The organism is Micropruina glycogenica (assembly GCF_900289045.1).
In the GTDB taxonomy this organism is placed as follows: Bacteria; Actinomycetota; Actinomycetes; order Propionibacteriales; family Propionibacteriaceae; genus Micropruina; species Micropruina glycogenica.
The window spans coordinates 3,110,577-3,137,022 of record NZ_LT985188.1; the positions used below are offsets into that span (position 1 = coordinate 3,110,577).

Annotated in this window: 26 protein-coding genes; 13 read left to right on the forward strand and 13 right to left on the reverse strand. The window is 68.0% G+C overall.

The genetic code is table 11. From position 1 onward, the window contains the following. Positions 1–34 precede the first annotated feature (34 nt). The 3 genes from MPLG2_RS14600 (at position 35) to uxaC (ending at position 3,467) form a co-directional block, all read left to right on the forward strand. Positions 35–871 carry a sugar phosphate isomerase/epimerase family protein gene (locus MPLG2_RS14600; protein WP_231935677.1) on the forward strand — a complete coding sequence of 279 codons (837 nt, stop codon included), beginning with the start codon at positions 35–37 and terminating at the stop codon, positions 869–871. After that, complete coding sequence (locus tag MPLG2_RS14605; RefSeq protein WP_105186764.1) at positions 864–1,877, forward strand: Gfo/Idh/MocA family protein; 1,014 nt, start codon at positions 864–866, stop codon at positions 1,875–1,877. The genes MPLG2_RS14600 and MPLG2_RS14605 overlap by 8 nt, the downstream gene beginning before the upstream one ends. A 180-nt stretch (positions 1,878–2,057) precedes the next feature. Next, positions 2,058–3,467, forward strand: a complete 1,410-nt coding sequence (uxaC, locus tag MPLG2_RS14610; protein ID WP_105186765.1) for a glucuronate isomerase — start codon at positions 2,058–2,060, stop codon at positions 3,465–3,467. Positions 3,468–3,581: 114 nt separating this feature from the next. On the opposite strand, the gene MPLG2_RS14615 is transcribed toward uxaC, so the two are convergent. Further along, a complete protein-coding gene (locus MPLG2_RS14615) occupies positions 3,582–4,547 on the reverse strand; it encodes a Gfo/Idh/MocA family protein (protein WP_105186766.1) in 966 nt (321 codons plus the stop codon). A 48-nt stretch (positions 4,548–4,595) separates the two neighbouring features. Then, positions 4,596–5,165 carry an HdeD family acid-resistance protein gene (locus MPLG2_RS14620; protein WP_105186767.1) on the reverse strand — a complete coding sequence of 190 codons (570 nt, stop codon included), beginning with the start codon at positions 5,163–5,165 and terminating at the stop codon, positions 4,596–4,598. A gap of 237 nt (positions 5,166–5,402) precedes the next feature. On the opposite strand from MPLG2_RS14620, the gene MPLG2_RS14625 reads away from it, so the two are divergent. Continuing rightward, positions 5,403–6,722 carry a glycosyltransferase family 2 protein gene (locus MPLG2_RS14625; RefSeq protein ID WP_158681242.1) on the forward strand — a complete coding sequence of 440 codons (1,320 nt, stop codon included), beginning with the start codon at positions 5,403–5,405 and terminating at the stop codon, positions 6,720–6,722. Between the two features lie 47 nt (positions 6,723–6,769). Continuing rightward, on the forward strand, positions 6,770–6,982 hold the full coding sequence (locus MPLG2_RS14630; RefSeq protein ID WP_158681243.1) for a hypothetical protein: 213 nt from the start codon (positions 6,770–6,772) through the stop codon (positions 6,980–6,982). A 13-nt stretch (positions 6,983–6,995) separates the two neighbouring features. On the opposite strand, the gene MPLG2_RS14635 is transcribed toward MPLG2_RS14630, so the two are convergent. Next, on the reverse strand, positions 6,996–7,610 hold the full coding sequence (locus MPLG2_RS14635; protein WP_105186770.1) for an NUDIX hydrolase: 615 nt from the start codon (positions 7,608–7,610) through the stop codon (positions 6,996–6,998). 258 nt (positions 7,611–7,868) lie between these two features. Here MPLG2_RS14635 and MPLG2_RS14640 point away from each other — a divergent pair, with 258 nt between their 5' ends. Beyond that, a complete protein-coding gene (locus MPLG2_RS14640; RefSeq protein ID WP_231935678.1) occupies positions 7,869–8,729 on the forward strand; it encodes an EamA family transporter in 861 nt (286 codons plus the stop codon). A 188-nt stretch (positions 8,730–8,917) separates the two neighbouring features. Next, entirely contained in the window at positions 8,918–9,784 is an 867-nt protein-coding gene (locus MPLG2_RS14645) for an SDR family oxidoreductase (protein ID WP_197709960.1), read from the forward strand. 124 nt (positions 9,785–9,908) lie between these two features. Here the strand turns inward: MPLG2_RS14645 and MPLG2_RS14650 are convergent, their stop codons facing one another. The 8 genes from MPLG2_RS14650 to MPLG2_RS14685 all read right to left on the reverse strand — a co-directional run bounded on the left by MPLG2_RS14650 (position 9,909) and on the right by MPLG2_RS14685 (position 17,930). Beyond that, positions 9,909–10,778: a mechanosensitive ion channel family protein gene (locus MPLG2_RS14650; protein ID WP_105186772.1), complete on the reverse strand. Its 870-nt coding sequence runs from the start codon at positions 10,776–10,778 to the stop codon at positions 9,909–9,911. A 124-nt stretch (positions 10,779–10,902) separates the two neighbouring features. Then, positions 10,903–11,610, reverse strand: a complete 708-nt coding sequence (locus MPLG2_RS14655) for an ABC transporter ATP-binding protein (RefSeq protein ID WP_105186773.1) — start codon at positions 11,608–11,610, stop codon at positions 10,903–10,905. Next, positions 11,603–12,433: an ABC transporter ATP-binding protein gene (locus tag MPLG2_RS14660; protein ID WP_105186774.1), complete on the reverse strand. Its 831-nt coding sequence runs from the start codon at positions 12,431–12,433 to the stop codon at positions 11,603–11,605. Before MPLG2_RS14660 ends, MPLG2_RS14655 begins: the two co-directional genes overlap by 8 nt. Continuing rightward, positions 12,430–14,169, reverse strand: a complete 1,740-nt coding sequence (locus MPLG2_RS14665; RefSeq protein WP_105186775.1) for a branched-chain amino acid ABC transporter permease — start codon at positions 14,167–14,169, stop codon at positions 12,430–12,432. The genes MPLG2_RS14660 and MPLG2_RS14665 overlap by 4 nt, the downstream gene beginning before the upstream one ends. After that, positions 14,166–15,116 carry a branched-chain amino acid ABC transporter permease gene (locus MPLG2_RS14670; RefSeq protein WP_105186776.1) on the reverse strand — a complete coding sequence of 317 codons (951 nt, stop codon included), beginning with the start codon at positions 15,114–15,116 and terminating at the stop codon, positions 14,166–14,168. Before MPLG2_RS14670 ends, MPLG2_RS14665 begins: the two co-directional genes overlap by 4 nt. A gap of 72 nt (positions 15,117–15,188) precedes the next feature. After that, positions 15,189–16,409 (reverse strand): branched-chain amino acid ABC transporter substrate-binding protein, encoded by a 1,221-nt coding sequence (locus tag MPLG2_RS14675; RefSeq protein WP_231935679.1) that lies wholly within the window; start codon positions 16,407–16,409, stop codon positions 15,189–15,191. 201 nt (positions 16,410–16,610) lie between these two features. After that, positions 16,611–17,390, reverse strand: a complete 780-nt coding sequence (locus tag MPLG2_RS14680; RefSeq protein ID WP_105186778.1) for an SIR2 family NAD-dependent protein deacylase — start codon at positions 17,388–17,390, stop codon at positions 16,611–16,613. A gap of 249 nt (positions 17,391–17,639) precedes the next feature. Next, positions 17,640–17,930 (reverse strand): hypothetical protein, encoded by a 291-nt coding sequence (locus tag MPLG2_RS14685; RefSeq protein WP_105186779.1) that lies wholly within the window; start codon positions 17,928–17,930, stop codon positions 17,640–17,642. Positions 17,931–18,118: 188 nt separating this feature from the next. Between MPLG2_RS14685 and MPLG2_RS14690 the strand changes: the two genes are divergently transcribed. The 3 genes from MPLG2_RS14690 to MPLG2_RS14700 all read left to right on the forward strand — a co-directional run bounded on the left by MPLG2_RS14690 (position 18,119) and on the right by MPLG2_RS14700 (position 21,436). After that, on the forward strand, positions 18,119–19,282 hold the full coding sequence (locus tag MPLG2_RS14690) for an LLM class flavin-dependent oxidoreductase (protein WP_105186780.1): 1,164 nt from the start codon (positions 18,119–18,121) through the stop codon (positions 19,280–19,282). Then, on the forward strand, positions 19,279–19,881 hold the full coding sequence (locus tag MPLG2_RS14695) for a CE1759 family FMN reductase (RefSeq protein ID WP_105186781.1): 603 nt from the start codon (positions 19,279–19,281) through the stop codon (positions 19,879–19,881). Before MPLG2_RS14690 ends, MPLG2_RS14695 begins: the two co-directional genes overlap by 4 nt. Before the next feature lie 112 nt (positions 19,882–19,993). Next, positions 19,994–21,436, forward strand: a complete 1,443-nt coding sequence (locus MPLG2_RS14700) for a M1 family aminopeptidase (protein ID WP_158681244.1) — start codon at positions 19,994–19,996, stop codon at positions 21,434–21,436. 140 nt (positions 21,437–21,576) lie between these two features. On the opposite strand, the gene MPLG2_RS14705 is transcribed toward MPLG2_RS14700, so the two are convergent. After that, positions 21,577–23,349 carry an MBL fold metallo-hydrolase RNA specificity domain-containing protein gene (locus MPLG2_RS14705; RefSeq protein WP_197709961.1) on the reverse strand — a complete coding sequence of 591 codons (1,773 nt, stop codon included), beginning with the start codon at positions 23,347–23,349 and terminating at the stop codon, positions 21,577–21,579. Positions 23,350–23,427: 78 nt separating this feature from the next. Beyond that, complete coding sequence (locus tag MPLG2_RS14710; RefSeq protein ID WP_105186783.1) at positions 23,428–24,024, reverse strand: hypothetical protein; 597 nt, start codon at positions 24,022–24,024, stop codon at positions 23,428–23,430. A gap of 48 nt (positions 24,025–24,072) precedes the next feature. Between MPLG2_RS14710 and MPLG2_RS14715 the strand changes: the two genes are divergently transcribed. The 3 genes from MPLG2_RS14715 (at position 24,073) to MPLG2_RS14725 (ending at position 26,435) form a co-directional block, all read left to right on the forward strand. Then, positions 24,073–24,477: a hypothetical protein gene (locus MPLG2_RS14715; protein ID WP_105186784.1), complete on the forward strand. Its 405-nt coding sequence runs from the start codon at positions 24,073–24,075 to the stop codon at positions 24,475–24,477. A 280-nt stretch (positions 24,478–24,757) separates the two neighbouring features. After that, positions 24,758–25,402 (forward strand): hypothetical protein, encoded by a 645-nt coding sequence (locus tag MPLG2_RS14720; RefSeq protein ID WP_158681245.1) that lies wholly within the window; start codon positions 24,758–24,760, stop codon positions 25,400–25,402. 154 nt (positions 25,403–25,556) lie between these two features. Then, on the forward strand, positions 25,557–26,435 hold the full coding sequence (locus tag MPLG2_RS14725) for a transglutaminase-like domain-containing protein (RefSeq protein WP_197709962.1): 879 nt from the start codon (positions 25,557–25,559) through the stop codon (positions 26,433–26,435). Positions 26,436–26,446 lie beyond the last annotated feature (11 nt).

Here is a 26,446-nt window from a genome sequence, read left to right on the forward strand (position 1 = left end):
GTGACCGGCACCGCTGCCCAACCAACGAAGGTGAATGACGACCATGTGGACCCTGTCTGGCTTTGCCGACGAAATAGCCCCCGACCTCGACGAACAACTCGCCCTGGTCACCGAGCTGGGCCTGAAGTACATCGAGTTGCGCACCGCCTGGAACGTCAACGCGCTCGACCTCGACGACGCGCAACTGCGCCGCGCCAAGCAGGCCCTGGACGCCGCCGGCGTCAAGGTGTCGAGCATCGGGTCACCGATCGGCAAGATCAAGATCACCGACGACAACGGCCCACATCTCGAACGCATGGCGCACGCCGTCAAGGTGGCCCAGTTCTTCGAGGCGCCCTACATGCGCATCTTCAGCTACTTCATCGACGAGAGCGAGAACCCCGACGACTACCGCGACGAGGTGATCACCCGCATGCGTGACCTGACCTCCGTGGCCGAGGGCAGCGGCATCACCCTGATCCACGAGAACGAGAAAGAGATCTACGGCGACATTCCGCGGCGCTGCCTCGATATCGTCCAAGCCGTCGACAGCCCGACGCTGAAGCTCACCTGGGACAACGCCAACTTCGTGCAGTGCGGCGTACACCCGTTCACCCACGGGTACGCGATGCTGTCGCCCCACGTCGACTACCTGCAGGTGAAGGACGCCCGGTTCGCCGACAGCGTCGTGGTGCCGGCCGGTGAGGGTGACGGCGAGTTCCGCGAGTCGATGCGCGCCTTCGCCGCTGACGGCTTCGAGGGCTTCGCCTCGCTCGAGCCGCACCTGCAGATCGGCCATTCACTCGGCGGCTTCTCGGGCCCCGACAACTGGCGCGCCGCCCACACCGCCTTCGTGAAGGTGCTGCGAGACGAGGGCATCGACTATGAGTGAGCCGATCACCACCGCCGTCGTCGGCATCGGCGACATTTCCGCGGTGCATCTCGCCGCGATCGCCGGCAACCCGCGAGTTCGGTTGGTCGGGGTGTGCGACGTCGACCCCGAGCGGGCCGCGCAGGCATCCGAACGCCTGGGGGTGCCGGGATTCACCGACCATCAGAGCCTGTTCGACGCCCTCCACCCGCAGGTGGTGCACGTCACCACCCCCCACCACCAGCACGTGCCGGTGGCCCTCGACGCGATCGAGGCCGGTGTGCACGTGCTCACCGAGAAGCCGGTGGGCCACACGGTCGCTGAGGCCGAAGAACTGGCCGAGCGTGCCCGCACCGCCAGCGTCAAGGTGGGTCTGGTGCTGCAGAACCGCTACAACCCCACCTCGGTGGCCGTCCGCGACGCTCTGGCGTCCGGCGTGTTGGGCCCGATCGCGGGCGGACGGGCGTCCGTCTGGTGGTCGAGGCCGGCCCCGTACTACGCGGCGGCGCCCTGGCGGGGCCGCTGGAGCGAGGGCGGCGGCGGCGCCCTGATCAACCAGGCGATTCACACCCTCGACCTGCTGCTGTGGTTTGTCGGCGACCCGGTGACCGTGCGGGGCAAGGCGGCCAACCTGGCGGACGACACCATCGAGGTCGAAGACAACGCCACCATCGTGATCGACCACGAGGGCGGCCCGCGGACGGTGTTCTTCGCCACCAACAGCCATCACACCAACGCCGCCGTCGAACTCGAGATCACCGGACGCGACGGCACCCTCACCCTGGCCGCCGGCGAGCTGCGGCTGACCGACGCCGACGGTACGCGCATGCTCGCCACCGACGCGCAAGCCGACGGTGCCCGGTCGTACTGGGGGCTCGGCCACGCCCTGCTGATCGACGACTTCTACGCCCGGCTCGACGACCCCGAGCCGTTCTGGCTCACCCCTGACGTGGGCCTGGGCGCCCTGCGCGTGCTGCGGACGACCTACGCCCAATCGGGGCTGTTGCCCGACGGCACCCCGCTGTAGGAACTCATGCCGGTCGAGCTCGTCCAGACCCGTTGCGGCACGGGATTTCGACAAGCTCAACCAACGGCCCCGGCCGGTTGATCAGCGCCTCCCTGCCGAGAGGGTCTCGACAGGCTCGACCAACGAGAGCCCGACAAGCCTCACCATCGATAACCACCCATTTCGAGAAAGCTGCCACTCATGGCCCACCTGGAACTCAACCCCGACCGTGTGCTGCCGAGCGACCCGACGGTGCGTCCGCTCGCGCGCGAGATCTACGCGTCGGTGAAAGACCTGCCGATCATCTCGCCGCACGGGCACGTGCCCGCTCAATGGCTGGCCGACGACGAACCGTTCGGTGATCCGACGTCACTGCTGCTCACCCCCGACCACTACGTGAATCGGCTGCTGCACGCCAGCGGGGTCAGCCTGGCCGACCTCGGGGTGGGGCAGAGCACCTTCACCCCAGAGCAGGCGCGGGCCGCGTTTCGCCACCTCTGCACGCATTGGACGGTGTTTCGCGGCACCCCGGTTCGGTTCTGGTTCGAGAGCGAACTGGCCGAGATCTTCGGCATTGATCTGATGCCGTCCGCCGACACCGCCGACGAGATCTACGACGCCATCGCCGCCCAACTGGTCACCCCCGCCTTCAGGCCGCGGGCCCTGTACGACCGGTTCGGCATCGAGTTCATCGCCACCACCGACGACCCCTGCGACGATCTGGCCTCGCACGCCAAGCTGGCCGCCGACCCGACCTGGACGGGCACGGTCGCGCCCACGTTCCGTCCGGACAAGTACCTGGAGCCGGCCGCGGCGGGTTGGAACGACCTGATCGACCGGTTGGGCGAGGTGAGCGGCGTCGACACCGGCAGCTACGCGGGGTGGCTGGCGGCGATGGAGAACCGCCGCGCGTTCTTCAAGGCGAACGGGGCGGTCTCGACCGACCATTCGCACCGCGACGCACGCATCGAACCCATCGACGATGCCGAGGCCGACCGGCTGTACGCCCTGGCCCGGGCGGGACGAATCAGCGCCGCCGAGGCCGACACGCTGCGCCGCAACTTCATGTTCGCCCAGGCCCGCATGGCCGCCGACGACGGCCTGGTGATGACCCTGCACCCGGCGGTGTACCGCAACCATCACACGCCCACGTTCGACACCTACGGCGCGGACGTCGGCTGCGACATTCCGATGGCGGTCGAATACACCAACGCGCTGCAGCCGGTGCTGGCCGCGTTCGGCACGTCACCCGGGTTTCACCTGGTGCCGTTCACCATCGACGAGACGGTGTACTCGCGTGAACTCGCGCCGCTGGCGGGCTTCTACCCGTCGGTGTTCGTCGGGGTGCCGTGGTGGTTCATCGACGCCCCCGAGGCGATGGCCCGGTTCCGCGGCGCGATCACCGAGACGGCCGGGTTCACCCGCACGTCCGGCTTCATCGACGACACCCGGGCCTACCTGTCGATTCCGGCCAGGCACGACCTGAGCCGTCGGGTCGACTCGGGCTACCTCGCCAAGTTGGTGGGCGAGCACCGGCTCACCCTCGACGAGGCGCTCGAAGCCGCGCACGAGCTCGTGGTCGGCAACCCGAAGCGGGCGTTCAAGCTGTAGCTGACCCGTCATCCCGGCGCACGCCGGGATCTCGTCCGCACCCGAGATGCCGGGGCAAGCCCCGGGATCACGCAACCACCGGCTGCGTGGGGTGAGCGTGTCGAGAACCCCGATTCAGGACGCCCCGCGGTCGAGCTGGTTGTCCATGACCTGACGGGCCAACAGACTGAGGTCGCGCCACCGCGGGTCGGTCAGACCGGCGTCCACCTGATCGACGAAATCGAGCACCTCGAACACCATCGTGTCGGCGGGTGAGACCTGCGGCCCGTCCAGCAGCACCGTCTCGGCGCCGCCCCGTTCGTGCAGCACGATGCGGCTCAGCTCGCCGGGGTCGTCGAGAACCAGCGACGCGTCCTCGCCGTTGATCACCGACGGGCCCAGCCCGGACGCGACCTTCGAGTAGGCGAGGTCGGCCACGAGGGTGCCGTAGTCGAGCAACAGGCTGCCGCCGGCCTCGAAGCCGTTGTCGAGCCACAGGCTGGCGCCGGTGGTCTGCCGCGGGGCGCCGAACAGGTCGAGGGCGGGTTGCAGGCAGTAGACGCCGATGTCGGCCAGGGCCGAGTTGCCAAGGGTCGGGTCGAACGCGTTCATCACCTCGCCGGCGCGAAACCGGTCATAACGCGACGAGTACTGCAGCTTCTCGAACCGTGCGTGCCGCAGAGTGCCGAGCCGGGGCAGCGTGTCGCGAATCAGCTGGTGGGCGGGGGTGTGCACATTGCGCATCGCTTCCATGGCCACCACACCGGTGCGTTCGGCGGCGGCGAAGATGCTCTGCACCTCGCTCAGCGAGGCGCCCATCGCCTTCTCGACCAGCACGTGCCGTCCGGCTTCGGCGGCCAGCACGGCCTGGTCGCGGTGCAACCCGTTGGGGCTGGCGATGTAGACCGCATCCACCGATTCAGCCATGGTGGCCAAGTCTGCGAAGGCGTCCGTTGCGCCGACCTTGTCGGCGAACGCGCGGGCCCGGCCGACGTCACGCGAGCAGACAGCGACGGCCTCGGCTCGTCCGTCGGTGGCGCGGCATGCGCCGGCGAACCATTCGCTGATCGTGTTGGTGCCGACGATGCCGAACCTGACCATGCTCACTCCTACGTCTGGCGGAGAGTCCAGCCTAGGGGAGCGGGCATGTCACTGCGGGGGGACGACCTGGCCCTCGATCGGAGCGGTCTCCTTGGCCACCTTGCGCACCTGCACACCCGCCACCAGCAGCGCAATGCCCCAGATGATCGCCAGCACACCGAGCCACAGGCTGATCGACAGGGCCGCGACGCCCGGGAAGCTGACCACCAGCACGCCGGCGACCAGCCACAACAAACCGCCCAACGCCAGCAACCAACGGCTCTGGCCCTGCGGGTTGGTGAAGGCGCCGATCAGTTCCATGACGCCGCGGATGATCAGCCAGATGCCCAGCACCCAGGCCAGGGCCACGGCGCTACGAATCGGCTGGAACACCGCGAACAGGCCGGCCGCGATGCCCACCACGGCGGCGAAGATCAAGAAGCCGCGGGCCTGGCGGCCTTCGCGGCTGAACGCCAGCACGGCGGCGGTGATGCCGTCGATCAGGGCGTAGATGCCCCACAGCACCACCAGGGTCACCGCGGTGGCGACGGGGAAGAAGGCGGCGATCAGCCCGAACACCACAGACACGGCGCCGAACACGAGCAGCGTGGTGGACGAGCGTTTCATCAGGTCGGTCATGACAGTTGGTTCCGTTCTCGAGGAGACAGCCGAACGATCCGGGGCCCGTCCGGCTGTCTTCACTTTCTCATGCGGCGCTGCCCCGCACGTCCCGACTGGCCCGTTGCTCGGCTGTGAAACGGTGAAACGCTCGCTGAGCGCGGCCCCCGCCAGCCGTCAAGCCATCCGATAGAGGCACCACTACACTGACAAACCCAGCACCGGACGTCCGGTGCCCCAGCAGCAAGGAGCGTGCCGGTGCTCGACGTGATCGGCTGGATTCTTCAGACGATCATGGTGATCGGCGGCATCTACGGCCTCTATCACATCGTCATCGGGCTCAACTCGTTCGGCGAACTCAAGCTGCCCGAACCGCAGCCGGGCGAGCCGCAGCACCGGTTCGCGATTCTGGTGTGCGCCAAGAACGAGTCCACGGTGATCGACCAGCTGCTGATCACGATCGAGAACCTCGACTACCCGCGCGAGCTCTACGACGTGTTCGTGGTGGCCGACAACTGCACCGACGACACCGCCGACATCTGCCGCAAGGCCGGCGCCTTCGTCTACGAACGCACCGACGCCAAGCGCAAGGGCAAGGGCTTCGCGATGAAGTGGTTCTTCGAACGCTTCCTGGTCGACCATGCCGGCCGGTACGACGCCTGCGTGGTGTTCGACGCCGACAACGTGGTCGAGGTCGGCTTTCTCACCGCCCTGAACACCCGGTTCAACGCCGGCGAGAGCATTGTGGTGGGCTACCGCACCGGCAAGAACCCGTCGTCGTCGTGGGTGGCCGGCTGCAGCACCTTGTACTGGCTGCTGCAGACCCGCTTCTTTCACCTGCCCCGCAACCGGTTCGGCTGGTCGCTGTTCTCGGTGAGTGGCACCGGGTTCGGCTTTCTGCTGTCGGTGCTCGACGGCAAGGGCTGGGACACCAAGACCCAGTGCGAAGACATCGAGTTCACCCTCAACGCGATCGCCGACGGCCACCGTGCAGTGCTCGAACCGCGGGCGGTGTTCTTCGACGAGCAACCGCAGGGGCTGTGGACGTCCATCAAGCAGCGGTATCGGTGGGCGTTGGGCGGGGTGCAGATCGTGCCGATCTGCACGCCCCGGCTGTGGCGCCGGGTGCGCTCGGGCGACCGCAAGGCCACCGACGGCCTGATCTACAGCGTCGGCCTGCTGGTGTCGGCGATCTCGGGCTGGTGCGGCATGTTGTTCAGCGTCATGCTCGCTGCCCGCACCGGCCGGTGGGACCTGATGGTGCTGGCGGCCTTGGTCTTCGGAGCGTTCGCGTACGTGTTCACCGGGCTGTTCGGCTGGCTCACGATTCTGCTCGAGGACGCCCGGTGGCCGGGCATGTGGAAGACCGTGCTGCTGTTTCCGCTGCACCTGGGCATCTGGTGGGTGCTGATGCTGGTCGCGCTGTTCTACCGCGATGCCACCTGGCATGACATTCCGCACACGGTGCGGCTGAGCCTGAGTGAGATCGAGGCCGAACACCACACCGGACGACTGACGCCGCTGCCGCGGCCCAACGCGGGCCCCAAGCCCGACCCCGAGGGCACCGAAGCGGGCTGACCGGCGCGGGTAGCGTGGCAGGTGTCGGCTACCGAAAGGAACGCACCATGGACGTCATGGAATGGGCCGAGAACAAGGTCGAGCATCTCGACCCGGTCGATCTGGCCCTGATCAAGTGGAGTTGTCTGGCCGGCGGTGTGCTGCTGGCCCAGTTGGTGCCCGCAGTGCGCCGGCTGCCCAAGGGGCTCGTCGTGGCGGTGACGGTGGGGCTCGCGATCAAGCCGTTGCTGGACGCCTACGGCGTCGACGAGCGCCGCTGAGCCTGGACTGCCCTCACGCGGCCGGGTTCTCCCACTCCCAGACCGTGCCCGGTCGTCCGCGGCCCAGCACCACGCGCTTGCTGCTGACGGTCAACCCGCGCAGCGCCGCCAGCCGGCGGTTGAGGTTGCCGCGGTCGGGCGCGATGCCGCTGATCGTCTGGGTGATGCCCACCGCCGCCGACACCGGAAAGACCGGGCCGGTGAGGGCGCGGGTGAACTCCAGGTCGCGCCACAGCATGTCGACCAGCAGCGGCCGGCACTCGAACAGCATCACGTTGTGGTCGAAGGCCAGATTCGGCACGTCGTCGAAGCCGTACCAGTCGGCCTCGCCGTCGCCGACGGCCCACATGGCCACCGACAGCGAGTAGCCGCGCGGATCACGGTTGGGCTGGTCGAACACGGTCAGCTGGCCCAGCGCCGACACGTCGAAGCCGACCTTGGTGGTCACGGCGCGATGGGCCGCGGCGGCCAGGCGCTCGCCCTCTTGCAGCAGCACACCCGGCAGCGCCGGCTTGCCGAGAAACGGCTCAGTGGTGCGCGGCTTGGTGGCCATCTCGACGCGGCGCAGGTCGGGGTTGTAGCGCAGGGCGATGACATCGACCGACACCAGAGAACCGGGATTGGGCATTCGTTTCGCTCTCTTCGCCGAGGCCGAAACCTCATTAGTCCGTCCGACTATAACCGGTCGAGGGACTCGGCACTAGGCGTTTCTGCGAGCTGGGCACGCTGCACCGGCCGTCCCGCGTCCGATGACTGTGGGGGCCGGGCCCACGTCGCTCGCGTACACGCTCGTTGCTGGTGTTCGAACGCGAGCAACCTCACCGAGCGCGAGCAACGTCACGCGGGTGCGCAGGGCCACCCGGCTGGGGTGTGGCATAGTCCGAGCGTGCGTGCCGCGTTTGCCCGAGTCGACCCGGTGCTGATGGTGCTGATCGGCATCGCGACGGTGCAACTGGGCGCGGCCTTCGCCAAGGACCTGTTCGCAACCACCACGCCTTCGGCGACGGCCTGGCTGCGGTTGTGCTTCTCGAGCCTGATCTTTCTCACCTTCGCCCGGCCTCGCGTGCGTGGACGCACGCCGCGCGAGTGGCTCATTGTGGCGGGCTACGGCGTGGCGCTGGCCGGCATGAACTGGTCGATCTACGAGAGCTTCGCCCGCATTCCGATCGGGGTCGCCGTCACCGTGGAGTTTCTCGGCCCCTTGGCGGTGGCAGTGTTCGGTTCCCGCCGGTTGCGCGATCTGATCTGGGTGGGGCTCGCGGCGGTCGGGGTGGCGATGCTCGGTCTGCAACCGATCGATCCCGACTGGGTCGGCCTGGGTCTGGCACTGCTGGCCGGCGCGCTGTGGGCGGCCTACATTCTGCTGGCCGGGCCGACCGGACAGGTGTTCGAGGGAGTCTCGGGGGTCACCGTGGCGAGTCTGATCGGGGCGGTGATGCTGGCTGTGCCCGCGCTGACGATGGGGGCTCCGGTGTTCAACGCGCATGTGCTCGGGGTGGCGCTGGCGGTGGCGCTGTTGTCGTCGGTGATTCCGTACGGGCTCGAAATGGTGGCGCTGCGGCGCATGGCGCCGGGCCTGTTCGGCATTCTGATGAGTCTCGAACCGGCGGCCGCGGCACTGTTCGCGTTGCTGGTGCTCGGCGAGGGGCTCAGCACCATCGAGATCGTCGCCATGGCCTGTGTGGTGGTGGCCAGCGTGGGCGCGACTCGGACGCGTCAGGCGTCCGCGCCGCCGTTGATCGACTGAACCGGCGGCCGCTGAGGTCAACCTAGCTGCCCTTCTGACACGTAGCTGCCTGCATGCAGGCAGCTACGTGTCACGGAGGCAGTTACGTGTGTCACTCGCCGCGAGTCTGCCGAGGCCTCGGGTGGTCGCAACTCGACGGGCTGCGCTGCGCGGTGGTTGACCGCGCCGCTTTGCGGCACGATCAGCACGTGCAACACCAACAGCTACCACTCGCCGGCCGGACGGCGCTGGTCACCGGGGTTTCTCGCCGCCGCGGCATCGGGTTCGCGGTGGCCCGCACGCTGGCAACGCTGGGCGCGAGCATCGTGATTCACCACTATCGGCCGCACGACCTCGACCAGCCCTGGGGTGGCGACGACCTGGACGCAGTACGCGCCGAACTGACCGCGGCGCTGACGCCGTCCGCACGATTCGCCGACGTGTCGGCCGACCTGTCTGACGCGACCACCATTCCCGGCCTGCTGCAGCAGGCCGCCGCAATGACCGGACGCCTCGACATTCTGGTCTGCAACCACGCCAAGAGCGGTGACGACGGCAGCATTCTCGACATGACTCCCGAGCGGCTGGACGCGTTCTGGCAGGTCAACACCCGCTCGACGCTTCTGCTCACGGCGGGGTTCGCGCAGACCAGAGCCGGGGCGCAGAGCGAGGCCCGGCGTCCGGGGGAGCGCATCGGCGGCGGCCGGCCCTACCCGGCCCCGACGGGTCGGGTGTTCTGGATGACGTCGGGCCAGCAGTTGGGGCCGATGCGTGGCGAGGTGGCCTACGCCACCAGCAAGGCGGCCCTGGCCGGCGTCACTGCGACGGTGGCCGCGGAGCTGCTGGAACTCGGCATCGTGCTCAACACCATCAACCCGGGCCCGGTGAACACCGGGTACTTGGACGCCGAGACCACCGACCGTCCGCTCGACGAGATCGAGCAGCACCTGGCGTCCACACCGTTCGGACGGGTGGGGCGTCCGGACGACCCGGCGGCACTGATCGGCTGGTTGGCCACGCAGGACTGGATCGTCGGCCAGGTGATCACCAGCGACGGCGGCTTCACACTCGCCTGAGCGTGGCGACAGATGGGGACGGTTCCTATTGGGCGCCACCGATCCTCACGCCACTAGATCTTGTGGTGGCGCGAGTTCGGAACCGTCCCCATCTCGCCCCAGACCTTCCGTCGGGGTCGTGTGCCTACAACGAGGCAGGGGGAGCCGGCAGCACCCGTGGGCCCTTGATACCGGCGTCCTTGAGCGCCTGCAGCTCGCGGTCGAGAATCGCGCGCTGCACCCCGAACTGCTGGTTCGGCTGGGTCTTCGCGGTGATCCTGATCGTCATGCGGCCGGCCTCGACCGACTGCACGCCCACCACATTGGGCGCTTCGAGCAGCACCTTGGCGTAATCGGGGTCGGCGTACACCTCACGGCAGACGCCCTCGAGCACCTCGATCACGTGGGTCGAGTTCTCACCCGAATCGACCGGAATGTCGACGATCGCCGTCGACCAACCCTGGCTCTGGTTGCCGACGCGTACGATCTCGCCGTTGCGGATGTACCAGACCTGGCCGCTGGAATCGCGCAGCCGGGTCACCCGCAGGCCCACGTCTTCGATGGTGCCGGACGCCTCGCCCAGGTCAACCAGGTCTCCGACGCCGTACTGGTCCTCGACGATCATGAAGATGCCCGACAGGTAGTCCTTCACCAGGCTCTGCGCGCCGAACCCGAGCGCCACACCGCCCACGCCGGCTGAGGCGAGAATCGGCGTCAGCGGAATGTTCAGAATCGCCATCACGGTCAGCACCGTCAGCACCGCAATGGTCACGTTCGTCACGCTGCGCAACAGCGAGCCCATGGTGGCGGCCCTGGCCGCGTGTCGTGCCGCGTACAACTCGGCGTTGTCGCCGCCCTGGTCGACGCGGCGCTGGTTGGCGCGGCTGACGGCGAGCTCTGAACCCCGCTTGATCGCCCGCAGCAACAGCCAGCGGCCGGCCACGGCGACGACGATCGTGATTGCGATCGACACAGGGGTCTCCGGCCACGCCCACTCGATCGCCAACGGCACCATGGCGTCATTCTTGCGGGCGGCACCGGGTGGACGGCGGGTAACGCGCCGCGCTCACGAGGTTGAGCCGACGGCCTTTCAGAGATCGCGGCGTTCGCCGGGACGACGAAAGCTCGATCAGCGAGTGTCAGTCCTCGCCGAGGTACGCCCGCCTCACCCGATCGTCGCCCAGCAACTGCTCGCCCGTGCCGTCCAGGGTGATCTGGCCGACCTCGAGCACGTACGCCCAGTCGCTCAGCTTGAGCGCCGCGGCCGCGTTCTGCTCGACGAGCAGAATCGTGACCCCCTCGCCCTGCAGGGTTCTGATCGTCGACATGATGCGCTGCATCATCAGCGGCGACAGACCCATGGACGGCTCGTCGAGCATCAGCAGCTTCGGCCGGCTCATCATGGCCCGACCGATGGCCAGCATCTGCTGCTCGCCGCCCGAAAAGGTGCCGGCCGGCTGCGTGCGTCGCTCGCGCAGAATGTCGAACAGGTCGTAGACGCGGTCGAGGTCTTTGGCGATTCCGTCGGAGTCCTTGCGGGCGAACGCGCCCAGCAACAGGTTGTCTTCAACGGTCAGACGGGGGAAGATGCGCCGGCCCTCGGGCGATTGGGCCAGGCCTTTCATCACCACTTGGTGGGCCGGCGTCTTGTCGATGCGCTCGCCCTCGAACCAGATCTCGCCGGTCTCGGGGCGGTTCAGACCCGAGATGGTGCGCAAGGTGGTGGTCTTTCCGGCGCCGTTGGTGCCCAGCAGCGACACCACCTGGCCCTGGTCGACCTTGAAGCTGATGCCCTTGACCGCCTTGACCTTGCCGTAGGCCACCACCAGGTCTTTGACCTCAAGCATGGGCGCCCCCCTCCTCGTTCTCGGGCGAGCCGATGTAGGCCTCGATCACGCGGGGGTCCGACTGCACCTCGGCCGCCGTGCCTTCGATCAGCGTCTTGCCGCGCACCAGGCACAGCACACGGTCGCACAGGTTGAAGATGAACCGCATGTCGTGCTCGATCACCACGATGGCCAGACCAGAGTCTCGAATCTTGAAGATCAGCTCTTCGGCCTGCCGGGTCTCTTGCGGGTTCATGCCGGCGGTCGGCTCGTCGAGCAGCAGCAGCTTGGGGTCGGTGGCCAGCGCACGGGCCACCTCGAGCCGGCGCTGGTCGCCGTAGGGCAGGTTGCGGGCCAGGTGGCCCCCTTGCCCCTTCATGCCGACGTATTCGAGCAGTTCGGCCGCCCGCTCGCGGGTTTCGGCCTCCTCGCGCCGAAACTTCGGCCCGTGCAGAATCGAGGTGAACGCCATCGACGACGTGCGGCAGTAGCGACCCACCATCACGTTTTCGAGTGCGGTCATGTTGGGGAACAGCCGAATGTTCTGAAACGTTCGAGCCATGCCCGCCACGACCACTTCGCGCGGCTTGGGCGGCAGCACCTCCCCCATGAACCGCACCTCGCCGGACGTCGGCTTGTACAGCCCGGTGAGGCAGTTGAAGAAGGTGGTCTTGCCGGCCCCGTTGGGGCCGATCAGGCCGACGATCTCGCCGCTGTGCACGGTGAAGTCGACGTTGTCGACCGCCACCAGGCCGCCGAAGCGCATGGTGACGTTGCGAGCCGCCAGAATCGTTTCGCGTCCGACCGTGTGGCCGGTCGGTTCGACAACCGTCTCGGTGCTCATGACTTCTCCTCCGCGAACTCGTACGGCAGGTCTTCCTCGATCTCTTGGACCAGTTCCTCGTCGTCGGAGTGGAATTCCAGGGCGCGCCGCTGGTTGGGGATCATTCCCTCGGGACGGAAGCGCATCATCACGACCATCAGCAGGCCGAACAGCAGCATGCGGTACTCGCTGACGAACCGTAGCTTCTCGGGCAACAGCTTCAGCAACGTCGCGCCCAGAATGACGCCAATCACGGTGCCCATGCCGCCCAGCACGACCGCCGCCAGCAAGAATGCGGACTCGAGAAACACGTACTGGTCGGGAATCACCGACACGTCGACGTGGGCCTTCACGGCCCCGGCGAAGCCGGCCAGAAAGGCTCCGCCGGCGAACGCCAGCAGCTTCAGCCCGAAGACGTTGACGCCCATCGCCTCGGCCGCCTTCTCGTCCTCGCGAATGGCCACCCAGCCGCGGCCGATGCGCGAGTGGTTGAGCCGGGTGAACACCAGCACGATGACGGCCATGATCAGCAGCATCAGGAAGAAGTAGTTGCTGAACCGGCCCAGGGTGATCCCGAACACCACGTGTGGCTTACCGAAGTCGAACCCGAACAACTCCAGGTTGGGAATGGCTGGAATGCCGGACGATCCGTGGGTCAGGTTGGGCCCCGACTGACCGTCGAGGTTGTTCATGGTGATGCGGAAGATCTCACCGAACGCCAGCGTCACGATGGCCAGGTAGTCGCCCGACACGCGCAGTGTGGGCGAGCCGATGAGCAGGCCCAGGCTGGCCGAGATCAGGCCCGCGATCAGCATCACCACGATGAACGGCGGCTTCCAGTTGATGGTGGCGAACGCCGACTCGCTCAGGGTGGCAGCGGTGAAGGCGCCGGCACCGAGAAACGCGATGTAGCCCAGGTCGAGCAAGCCGGCCAGACCGACCACGATGTTGAGCCCGACTGCGGTGGCGGCGAACACGAGCACCTGGGTGGCGATCGACATGTTGGCGTCCGAGCCGTTCTGGGTGAACGGGAACAAGAAGGCCACCAGGAACGACGAGAACACCAGCACGGTGCGGTGTTTCTGGCCGGCCTCAGAGATCCAGGCGCCGATGCCGCTGCGCAGCACGAACGCGCTGAGCGCGCCGGCGAAGGCGATGATCGACAAGAAGATGCCGCCGTCGTTCTGGTTGAGCGCGTAGGCCACCAGCAGCAGCGCCAACAGCAGAATCAGAGCGATGGCCACGATCTCGACCCAGGCCGCCGAGCGCACCCGCTCGAGGCTGGGGGCGCGGCCGGCGATGAGCAGCCGGGTGCCCACGAACGCCATCAGAGCCGCCACCAGAGCCACCCAGCCGCCCCACTCGACGGCCACCAGGCCGCGCAGTTCGATGGCGATCACGACCAGAATCAGCACGATGTAGGCGAGCAGGCCGATGCCCATCGCCTTGCTGCCCCGGGTCCAGCCGACGCGTTTGCTCACCCTGATCAGCGGTCTGGCAAAGCCCCTGCGGTCGGCCCAGGGTTCGATCCACCCCATGGCCGCGCACCAGGCGACGATCAGGCCAAGAGTCAGGCCCAGAAACTGCAGCGTCGACGGGCCACCCAGGTACGACATGTTGTCGAGCGCGGCACCGGTGTAGGCCCACGGAAGATAGGCAGAGACGGCGAACAGCAGCCCGCCGGCCATGGCGACCATGCGGCCCGTTACGTGGTACTGCTTCTGCAGTTCGGGGGTGAAGACGGTTGGGATTCTCATGCGCGGTCCACCACCTTCGCACCGAGCAGGCCTTGGGGCCTGAACACCAGAATCAGGATCAGCAGCACGAACGCCCAGACGTCCTTCCAGGCGGCACCGCCGAACTGGCCGGGAATGTACGAGGCGGCCATCGACTCGACCAGGCCCAGGGTGAGCCCGCCGACCACGGCGCCGTTGATGTTGCCGATGCCGCCCAGCACCGCGGCGGTGAAGGCCTTCAAACCGGCGAGAAAGCCCATCTTGAAGTCGATGTTGCCGAAGCGCACGCCGTGCGCTACTCCGGCGATCGCGGCGAGGGCCGCCCCGACGGCGAAGGCGATCACGATGATGCGGTCGACGTCGATGCCCATCAGCCGCGAGGTGTCGGGGTCTTGTGAGACCGCCTGCATGGCACGTCCGGTGGCGGTCTTGTTGACGAACCACCACAAGAACGCCCAGCACACCACGAGCGCGGCGATGATGAAGAAGGTGCCGCGGTTGATGAGCTGACCGCCCACGTCGACCGCGTCACCGGTGAAGAACTCGATCTGTGGGAACGGAATCGCGGCCTTGGCGTCGGGAAAGCCGGGAATCTCGCCGTAGAACAGGCGAATGAACTCTTGCAGAAAGATCGAAATGCCGATGGCGGTGATCAGTGGTGCCAGGCGGGGTGCGTTGCGCAGCGGACGATACGCGAACCGCTCCATCACCACCGCGGTGAGCACCGCGACCAGCATGCCGCCCACCAGCATCAGCGGCATGTTCCACCAGGCGGTCGATCCGCCCGTGGCCCAGCCGAGCACGATCCAGGTCGACAGCGCGCCGAACGCGCCGATCATGAAGATCTCGCCGTGGGCGAAGTTGATCAGCTGCACGATGCCGTACACCACGGTGTACCCCACCGCGATCAGCGCGTACAGGGCGCCCAGTGACAGGCCGTTCAGCAACTGGTCGATGAAGAATGCCAACGCCTTCTCCTTCCTTCATCGAACTGTGGGGAGCCGCCGACAGCGACTCCCCACAGCATCATTGGACGATGACTACTTCAGCTCGCCGGTCTTCTTGGCGACCCACTTGAGTTCTTGCACCTCGTAGACGGTCAGCGTCTTGGTGATCGCGTCGCCGAACTCGTCGAAGCCGACCTTGCCGGTGGCGCCGTCGAAGCTGACCGCAGCCATGCCGTCGATGGTGGCTTGGCGAGCCGACGAGGCGTCCGAAGCGCTGGGCAGCGACTTCTTCAGCGAGGCGATGATCGCGTTGGCCGCGTCGTAGGCGTAGGCACCGTAGGCCGAGAAGCCGTCGGAGAAGCCGGCCGCCTTGTAGGCCTCGACGAAGCTCTTGCCCGAGGCCAGCGACTCGATCGGGGCACCCACCGACGTGGCCAGGTCACCGTTCGACTTCGCGCCGGCCAGATCGACGAACTTCTGGTCGAAGATGCCGTCGCCACCCATCAGCGGAACGGCGAGACCCTTGTCTTTCATCTGCTTGCTCATCGGGCCGGCCAGCTGGAACTCGGTGCCGAAGTAGACGACCTCGGGGTTCTTCGCCTTCATCAGGTCGATGACGGTCGAGAAGTCGTCGTCGTCCTTGTTCACCGTCTGGTTCGAGACGACCTCACCGCCGAGTTCCTTGAACTTGGTGGCGACCGCCTCGGCGAGGCCCTGGCCGTACGGCTTCTTGTCGTTGACCACGGCGAGCTTCTTGACCCCCGACTCGAACAGGTACTGGGCCGCGAACGGGCCTTGGATCGAGTCGGTGGTGCACACCCGGAAGTAGTTCGGGTAGGTGCGCTTGGGGTTGGCCAGATCGGCGCCCTGGGTGAGGTTGGGGCTGGTGTTGGCCGGCGACACCATGACGATGTTCGCGCTGTTCAGAATCGGCTGCACCGACTGGGCGACGCCCGAGTTGAGGGTGCCGACCACGCCGACCACGTCTTTGTCGGCGGCCAGCTTCGTGGCCGCGTTGGCGCCCACGTCGGGGGTGGCGGTGTCGTCTTCGGCGGCCAACTCAAGCTTCCAGCCGGGAATCGCATTGCTTTCGTTGGCCTGCCTGATGGCCAGGTCGACCGAGTTCTTGATGCCCAGGCCCATCACTGACAGGTCGCCGGTGAGGGGGGCGATGACGCCAATCTTGGCCACCTTGGTGGCGGCGCCGCCGGCAGACCCGCTGGCGGCCGGCTCGCTGCGGCTGCCGCAACCGGCGAAGAGCATGGACGCGCTCAACAGGGCTACCGCGCCCCCGAGCAGCTTCTTGTTACGCACATTTCCTCCTTGTCGCTCGCGACCCGCCGCCGCGATGATGGGAGAACTATTGCTGGCCGGGTCGGGCAAACGAAGCAGAAGGTCGATCGTTGACCTGATTGTGACCATGCTGCAATGTTGCGTACCCGGAAAGCCCCCGAGCTCCCGTGTGCTGCATCTAATCGGTTGTCGGCCCGTTGCGCCAGCCTCTGCGCTGTAGTTTCATTCAGCGATCGTTGAGATCTGTTCGTCATCTGCGCGCAGTATGGACGGCACGACCTCGGCGATGGGGCCGCGCAACAGCACCTGGGCCAGGTGGTCGTAGTCGGTGGGCTCGGCGTTCACGATGACCACGCTCGTGCCGCGCCGCTTCGCGTAGGGCACCAGTCCGGCCGCGGGGTGCACGGTCAGCGAGGTGCCGATCACCAGCAGCGCGTCCGCCTCGTCGACGGCGGCCACCGAGGCGTCGATGGTGGCCGGGTCGAGGCCCTCTTCGAACAGAATCGTGGTGGCTCGCACGATGCCGCTGTCGAAGGGGCAGCGGGGGTCGATCTCACCGGCGCGCACCCGGCGCACCATCTCGATCATCGGCCCGGTGGCGCGGCAGGTCTCGCAGCGCCAGGTGCGCGAGTTGCCGTGCAGCTCGATGACCAGTTCGGGGTTCGAGCCGGCCAGCTGGTGCAGGCCGTCGGTGTTCTGGGTGATCAGCCCGGTGAGCCGGGCGCCGTTCTCGAGGGCGACCAGGGCGGTGTGGGCGGGGTTGGGTTGTGCGTCGTACACCGGGGACTCGGCGCGAAACGCCCACGCCTTGGCGCGCACGTCGGGGTCGGAGAGGTACCACGACAGGGTCGACACCCGCTCGGCGTCGGGGTCGAGGGTCCAGCGGCCCTGCGGGCCGCGAAAGTCGCCGATGCCTGAGGCCGTCGAGATGCCCGCGCCGGTGAGCACGGCCACCCGGGCCGCGTCGGCGAGCAGAGCGCGGGCGTGGGCGAGGTCGTCCATCAGTCGAGTGTGACGCGTGGACGGTTGTGCGTCGAGAGCGGGTGCGCGTCTGCAGAGATCCCGGCGTGCGCCGGGATGACGGCTCCGGTCATTCCGGGCTTGACCCGGGATCTCTGCCGGGGAATCCCCGGCGTGCGCCGCTGTGAGGGCGTGGCCGGCAAAAGACGGCTGATCTGACCACCCCAGACGGGGGTCGGATCAACACCCTCTTGCGCGGCGTTTCGATGAGGCGCCCTTGCTGGCCCGAGTTCAGCCCATGCCGGTGTTGGCGGCCCAAAGTTCGGCGGCCCGATCGGCTGCCTGGGCGATCAGCTCGCGCAACTCCGCGCGATCGGGCACCCGGAACGACGTGTAGGCGCCCCTGCCGCCGGCGGTCGGCCGTCCATACGCCTTGGCCGCCAGGCTGCCGTCGGGAAGCAGCCGTACGTTCAGGGTGGTGAGCAGAAACTCCTCGTCGCGGCGGACGTCCGTCCACTGAAGGTCGGCGGGCACGGCCACGTTGATCGCCAGCGCGGTCACCTCTGGTGCTGTTGGCTGCATGCGTCGATGATGGCAAAGGCGACTCGGCGGGTGTGAGCACTATCGGGGACGGTTCTCTGATGAGGATCCAAGTAACCGTCCCCGCTTGTGGATCAGCCCGGCGTGGGGCACACAATCGGGGCGGGAATACCGTCGCTGGTATCGTCGTTGTGTGAGATAGTTGAAACGACAACTATTTGGGAGCAGTCATGCAGTTCGGCATCTTCACCGTCGGCGACATCACCCCCGACCCGATCACCGGTGTCACCCCCACCGAGCACGAGCGGATCAAGGCGGCCGTCGCCATCGCCACCAAGGCTGAAGAGGTCGGTCTCGACGTGTTCGCGCACGGCGAGCACCACAACCCGCCGTTCCATCCGTCCAGCCCCACCACGCTGCTGGGCTACATCGCGGCCAAGACCGAGCGCATCATGCTGTCGACGGCGACCACGCTGATCACCACCAACGACCCGGTGAAGATCGCCGAGGACTACTCGGTGCTGCAGCATCTGGCCGACGGCCGGGTCGACCTGATGCTCGGTCGGGGTAACACCGGCCCCGTCTACCCCTGGTTCGGCAAGGACATTCGCGACGGCATCAGCCTCGCCGTCGAGAACTACGCGCTGCTGCGTCGGCTGTGGCGCGAGCCGGTGGTCGATTGGGAGGGCAGGTTCCGCACCCCGCTGCAGGGCTTCACGCTGGCCCCGCAACCCTTGGACGGCGTGCCCCCGTTCGTCTGGCACGGCTCGATTCGCAGCCCCGAGATCGCCGAACAGGCCGCCTTCTACGGCGACGGGTTCTTTCACAACAACATCTTCTGGCCGCAAACCCACACCCGGCAGATGGTGAACCTGTACCGCCGGCGCTGGGAGCACTACGGCCACGGGCCGGCCGACACAGCCATCGTCGGCCTGGGCGGGCAGTTCTTCATGCGCCGCAACAGCCAGGACGCGGTCAACGAGTTCAGGCCATACTTCGACGTGGCGCCCGTCTACGGGCACGGGCCTAGTCTGGAGGAGTTCATGGCGCAGACCCCGCTCACCGTCGGCTCGCCGCAGCAGGTGATCGAGCGCACGCTGGGCTTCCGCAACGTGGTGGGCGACTACCAGCGCCAGCTGTTTCTGATCGACCACGCCGGGCTGCCGCTGAAGACGGTGCTCGAACAGCTCGACCTGCTTGGCGAGATTCTGCCCGAGTTGCGCAAGGGGTTCGCCGAGGGCCGGCCGGCACAGGTGCCCGAGGCGCCCACGCACGAGTCGCTGGTGGCCGTGGCGCAGGCCGAGCAGGCGCTGGCCGAGTCGCGTCCTGTCGCCGTCGACGACGTCACCGGACGCAGCCCCTACGCGAGCGTCGAGGCGGGCGAGACGGCATGACCGACACGATCGTGGTGATCTCGGCCGGGGTCGGCACCCCGTCGTCGAGCCTGCTGCTCGGTGAGCAGTTGGGCAAGGCGACCCAGCGGGTGCTGGCCGCTTGCAAGCCGGTCGAGGTGGTCAGCATCGAGCTGCGCACGCTCGCCACCGACCTGGCGCACCAGCTCACCACGCACGTGCCGTCCGCCGCGCTCACCGAGGCGTACGGCACGGTGGGCCGGGCGGTCGGCGTGATCGTGGTGAGCCCCGTGTTCAACGCCTCGTACTCGGGTCTGTTCAAGATGTTCTTCGACCTGATGGACGAGGGCGTCATGGCGGGCCGCCCGGTGCTGCTCGCGGCCACCGGCGGGTCGGCGCGGCACTCGCTGGTGATCGCCACCGCGATGCTGCCGCTGTTCCACTACCTGAAGGCCGCCGTGACCCCGACCGGGGTGTTCGCGGCCACCGCAGACTGGGGCGACTCGGCCGGCCAGCTGCGCTCCCGCATCGAGTCGGCGGGCCGCGAGTTCGCGCAACTGGTGGCCGAACACCCAGGGGCGCCGGCGCACGACGAGTTCGGCGGCGACATCGACTTCGCCGACCTGCTGCGCGGCGCCTGAGATCGCCTGGCGCGAGTTGGGAACCGTCCCCAACTCGCGCCAGCGGCGGCTACGAGTGGGATTCGGCCCGTGGGCTGATCTGGCTCACCCGATCGTCTGGCACGCTGGCTGCGTGTCACGAGCAGTCCGTTTCTGGCTCACCCTGAGTGCGGTGGCCGTCGTGCTGGCGTTGGTGCTGGCATTGCTGGCGAGCCGGCCGGCAGAAAGTGTCACGCCCGTGCCGCCTGCCGAGCAGACCTGGGGTACCGCCGGCATCGGTGACCCCGACTTTCCCGACGCCGGTGGCGGCGGCTACGACGTTCAGAACTACGACGTTTCGGTGCGGGTGGACGGCACCCGGCTCACCGGCCGCACCACGATCACGGCGATCGCCACCCAGAACCTCGACCGGTTTCACCTCGACCTCGCCCTGGGCGCGTCGGCGGTGAGCGTCAACGGGGCTTCGGCGACGCTTCAGCAGACCGGCGACGACCTCGGCGTGTCGGTGGTCCGCACCGACCCGGCAACGCCTGCGATCATGGCCGGCGCCACGTTCACCGCGACGGTCGACTACGCCGGGTCACCCCTCGACCTCGCGATTCGACCGCCTTCGGCCTACTCATCGGGTGACGAGTTGGTGATCGCCGGTGAACCGACCTCTGCGACGCTGTGGTACCCGGCCAACGATCACCCGCGCGACGCCGCCACCATGCGGTTCAGCGTCAACGTGCCTACGAACGTCGAGGCGATCTGCGCCGGACGCCTGATCAGTCACACCGCCGACCCGGTCGCAACCGGCCGAACTCGCTGGGTCTGGCTGGTGGACGCCCCCACCGTCACCTACGCCACCTTTCTGGGTGTCGGCCAGTTCCGCCTCGAGCAGGGCACGGCGAAGGGCCGTCCGTTCGTGTACGCGGTGAGCGAGCGGCTGCCGAAAGCCGATCAGAACGCGGCCCTGGCGTGGCTGCGCGGCACGCCTGCAGCGGTCGAGAAGCTCGAACGCTACCTGGGCCCGTACCCGTTCAGCGGCATCGGCGGCCTCGTGGCCGACGTGCGCTTCTACTGGGGCGGGTTGGAGGTCGCGATGCGGCCGGTGTACAACAAGCGCGGGGTCGGCTCCGAGAGCCTGCTGTTTCACGAACTGGCCCACATGTGGCTGGGTGACACCGTCACCCTGACCGAGTGGAACGACATCTTCATCAACGAGGCTCTGGCCAGCTACGCCGCCTGGCTCACCGCCGACGACCCGGCGCGCAACTTCAGCGTGGTGTACCGCGGCATGGCCGAGCAGCAGGAGTTCTGGGCTCCCTCGCTGTCGAACCCTGGGGCCGACCACCTGTTCGAACGGGTCTACGACCGTGGCCCCACCGCCGTGCAGGCGGTGCGTGTGCGCATGGGCGATGAGGCGTTCTTCTCGATGTTGAAGGCCTGGGCGCAGCAATCTGGGTCGCGCAGCCTCGAACAGTTCCGGCAGCACGCCGACGCCGCCACCCCCGAAGACCTGACCGGTTTCTTCACCGCCTGGCTCGACGGCACCACTCGTCCAGAGGCGACCAAAGACAACGGCGTCGCGTAAGACGGTTGATTTCGTTGGTCGAGCTTGTCGAGACCCCTTGCGCAGCCTTGAAGTGTCGAACCCCGACGGGCCACGACCGTGTGGACGAGGTCTCGACAAGCTCGACCAACGGGCGGTGACGCGCGACTACGAACCCAGTGTCATCGCAGCACCTTGGGCACGTGTGCCAGCAGGGCGACGATCGACTGCCCACCCGGGGTTTCGACCGCTGATGCAGCGGCGTAGAGCGCCTGGTTGACCGCGTCGAGCAGGGCAGCGCGGTCGCCCCCGACGCGTGCGATCGCACCCTGCAGGGCGGCCTCGACCCCGGCCCGCTTGTCGTCGGGCACGAACGGCACCTGCCCCAGCGCGGTGGTCAGAATCACCTCGACCTGCGCCCTGTCGTCGGTGTGGGTGCCCGCCCCGCCGAACGTGAGCCGAGCCCCGGGGGAGACGTCGGACGGCTCGGGCGTGGACGTGGGTTCGGCGGCGTGTTGCGGCGCCGGTTGGGCCGGCGCGACGGGTTGGACGACGGGCAGCCCGTCCACCGGCTGCAGCGCCACCACCTCGCGGTAGTGCGGCACGACGGCCACCAGGCCCAGCTCGCGCCGAATGCGGGCGGCGAGGTTGTCGGCCGAGTCCTGTTCGCCGTGCACGCAGAACACCGTGTGCGGCTTGGGGTCGAGGGCGGCCAGCCAGTCGATCAGGTCGGAGCCGTCGGCGTGCACCGAGAACTCGCCGTCTTGCGCGATCTCGGCCTTGACCGGCACGAAGCGGCCACGGAACTTCATCTCGGTGGCGCCTTCGAGCAACTGCCGACCCCGGGTGCCCACCCCCTGGTAGCCGGTGAAGATCACCGAGTTGCGCGGGTTCGGCAGCAGGTACTCCAGGTGGTGCAGCACCCGTCCGCCGGTGGCCATGCCCGAACTCGACACGATGATGCAGGGCCGGTCTGGGTGGTTGAGCCGCTTGGACTCCTCGGCGTCGGTGACTTCGCGCAGGTTGGGCAGGTTGATGAACTCGTCGAGGTGCAGGTCGGGCCGCAGTTCACCGGTCGGGGCGGCCTCGCGGTAGACGGCCAGGGCGGCGACCGCCATGGGCGAGTTGACGAAGATCGGCACGTCGGGAATGCGGTTCTCGCGGCGCAACTGCGCCAGTGCCTTGAGCACCACGGGCGTGCGGTCGACGGCGAACGCGGGCACCAGCACGCTGCCGCCGCGGGCGATCGTGCGGCGAATCACGTCCGCCATCACCTCGTGCGGATGCCCCTCGGCATCGGGGTGCTCGCGGTCGCCGTAGGTCGACTCGACCAGCACATAGCCGGCGCCGGGCGGGGTGTCGCGCGACTCGAGCAGCGGGTGGTCGTGCCGGCCCAGGTCGCCCGACACCAGCACCGAGGTGTCGCCGTGCCGCAGGGTCACGCTGGCCGAGCCGAGAATGTGCCCGGCCCGGGTCAGTCGAAGGGTGAGGCCCTGGCCCAGATCGAGGTCGGTGTCGTAGGGCACCGACCGCAGCAGCGGCAGCGTCCGTTCGACGTCGGCGACGGTGTACAGGGGCAGCGGCGGATTGTGCTTGGAGTAGCCGCCCTCGGCCGCGTACTCGGCCTCGCGTTCTTGCAGATGACCGGCGTCCATGAGCACGATCTCGGCCAGTCGGACGGTCTCGGCGGTGCACCACACGGGCCCGTCGAAGCCCTGCGCCACCAGGGCGGGCAGGTACCCGCAGTGGTCCATGTGGGCGTGGGTCAGCACCACCGCATCGAGGCTGCTCGCGGGCACCGGAAACTCGGCCCAGTTCAGTTCGCGCCACTTCTTCTCGCCCTGAAACATTCCGGCGTCGACGAGCACCCGGCGCGCGCCGATGGTGAGCAGGTGCTTCGAACCGGTCACGGTGCCGGCGCCGCCGAGAAAGGTGAGGCTCATGGGGTCGGTCATGGTTTCACCCTTGCCCATGCGGGGTTCGTTGGGAAGCGTCTGCGTGCCCCGGGCGACGGCCCTTGGCCTGGGCCGGGTTCAGGCCCACGCCCAGCCGCCCGTGATCTGGGCGGCCAGGTCGGCGGCCTTGGCAGAGCGGTGGTCGGTGGTGATCGTCAACACGAAGAGCGCGCCCCGGTTGAAGGCCAGAAACTGAATCGTGTGCGCCTCGCGCGTGGCCTTCGCGATCGACCACACCTGCAGCGACGGCCGTCCGTCGAGTTGGGCGCCCGGCTTGAACTCGATATCGGTCGATCCGGCGGCCTCGAGTTGAGCTTCGAGTTGGGGCGTCAGGGCGTCCAGCGACACCTGGGCCGACGTGGTGACGACCACACTGACCCGATCGACGAAGTCGTCTTTGCGATCATTCGAGTCGGTGCCGCCGGTGTCGACCTGGGGCTGACTCCTGCGCAGGTGATCGGTGGCGTCGACCCAGCCGTTGGGCAGGCTCAGCGTGTAGCCGGAGCCTGCGAGCACGGGTCCGCCGGTCGACGGGCCGACGGACGCGCTCGCGGTGGCCGCTGCGCTCGGCGGCACCGACGTGGCCGGCGGCAGCGACGTCGCGGGGCCCGAGGGGGCCGTGCACGCCGAGACGACTGCCAAAGCGATGAGGGCCGGCCACCGGTGCGCATGCATACCCTCAAGTGAAACGCACGCCGGGCCGTGCGGCGTAGGGTGTGCGGCATGTCGTCCAACAGCCGCGCCGAAGATGCCCGCCGGCGCGAAGAAATGGCAGCCGCCGCGCTGCGCAACGAGTCGATCGCGGCGCAGGTGCAGGTCGACGAGTTCGTTGCCACCGCCAAGAGCCGCGGCCTCACGCCCGAACCGCTGCGGGCGCAACTCATGGACGGCACCCGGGTGAAGAGCGACCAGGTCGGCTGGTACCTGAACAAGGCCCGCACGCTGGCCATCGCTCCCGATGGCCGCTTCTTTCAACTGCTCACCACCGGCGGGCGACTGGCACGGTTCACCGGCGTGAAGCTGAGCCCCAGCCCGCCGCCGCTGGTGATCGGGCGCGGTGGTCGCGACGGCGAAACCGGCGACCTCAAGGACTTTCTGGCCAGGGCTTTGGACGACTACACGCAGTGATGCCGACGGCGATCCTTCTGGTCGTACCGCCGGCACCCGCCCGATGAGGGCTCCAGGGGGCTGCTGGACCGTCCACGCAGCCCCCTGGGCGAAAACGATGGTTGAGTTGGCAACCAAGCACCCGATAGTGACATGTCAATTGTATGGCTGGTGAGGGGCCGGCGCACAATGCTCGCCGGGTCTGCGGCGCAAAAGGTTATGAGATTGTGCCCGTCGGCGGGCAACACCCCGCCGGTTGGTGACAACACTGCCGACAACACCGGCTCGGCACCGTTGCCGCATGAGCGTTGCAGCCGGGAATTGCATTGACGAACTGAATCGCGAATGGGGGGTACTGCGGCACCGTCAGGTGCCTGCGGACTGGCCCGAGGGTGGCACGCTGGGCGAGGTCTTCGGCCGCATAGCCGATGATCCAGACAGGCTGTTGGGCCAACTGTTGGCGCGCCAGGCCGCGGGCGACCGGCTCGCCGCCAGGGTGGTGCTGCAGGCCATGCTGGGCAAGCTCGTGCTGCTCGCGGCGCGCGACCCGCAGCATTCGATAGCCGAGTACGTCACCGAGTGCTGGTTGCAGATCTGCCGCTACCCGCTGGCCCGTCGTCCGCAGCGCATCGCGGCGAACCTGGCGCTCGACACCCGCCGCACCGTGTGGGCGGGGGAACAACCCACGGTGAGCCTCGACCCACAGGTCTTGAACGACCTGGCGCACTCGGCGGGGCCCGACGCCATCACGGTGATTCGCAACGCCACCCGACTGGGGCTGATCGACCGGTCGGCGGCCGCCTGTCTGGTAGCGGTCTACTGTCTGGGGTTGCGCAGCCACGAAGCCGCGCAGCGACTGTCGATCAGCGCCGACCTGGTGCGCTGGCGCAACGCACGCTCGATTCGCCGGCTCGCGCCGCATGCGGCCGTACTGGCTGCGGCCTGATGCTCTTCTCTGCCGTTGTCGAGCGCTGTCTAGCGTGGGTGCTAGACATGCTGAGATTGTTCGATACCGCCCTTGGGGTGAGGCACTTCGGGCATCGTCATGAGGGCCCGCGTCGGTGGGGTATTTTGCTGCTCTCAATGAGAGGGGTTTCCGGGTGCAGCAGTCCGTACCCGCCATGCGTGCGATGCGCATCGGCTGCGAGTTCAACCACGTCGCGCAGTCCGCCACCCCGGCCGCATTTCAGGTTCGGCCGGGCGTCGAGGCGCGGGTCGTCCGCGAACTCTGGACGACCGATCCGGTGATCGAAACCGGCCGGTACACCGATCTCTACGGCACCGAAGTGAGGCGGCTGATGCTGCCGGCCGGTGAGTCGCTGGTGTCGTACTACGCGGTGGTCGAGGTGCCCGACGAAGTCGATGAGGCCGACCCGGCCGCGCCGGCGCTGCGGGCAGAGGATCTGCCCGACGATGTTCTGGTGTACACGCTGCCCAGTCGGTACTGCCAATCGGACATGCTCGCGGCCGACGGTTGGCGGCTGTTCGGCAGCCACGAGCGCAACTACGAGTTGGTCGCGCACATTCAAGATTGGGTGTGGAACCACCTCGAATACCGCACCGGAAGCACCGGTTCGTGGTGGACCGCCAAAGACTCGTTCGACAACGGCTACGGCGTGTGCCGCGACTTCGCCCACCTGATGGTGACGCTGTGCCGCTCGATCAGCATTCCGGCCCGCTACTGCAGCGGCTACCTGCCCGACATGGACGTGCCGCCGCTGCCCACCGCGATGGACTTTCACGCCTGGGTCGAGGTGTATCTGGGCGACCGGTGGTACACCTTCGACCCGCGGCACAACGAGCGCCGCAAGGGCCACGTGGCGATCGGCCATGGGCGCGACGCCGCCGATCTGGCGTTGGTCACCACGTGGGGCACGCCCTGGTTGCGCCGGCTCACGGTGTGGGCCGACGAAGAGTTCACCGAGCCGTGGCCGCCGGCCGATGTGTCGATGGCGGCCCGCGATCCGTTCGGCGACTGACCTCAGGCCGG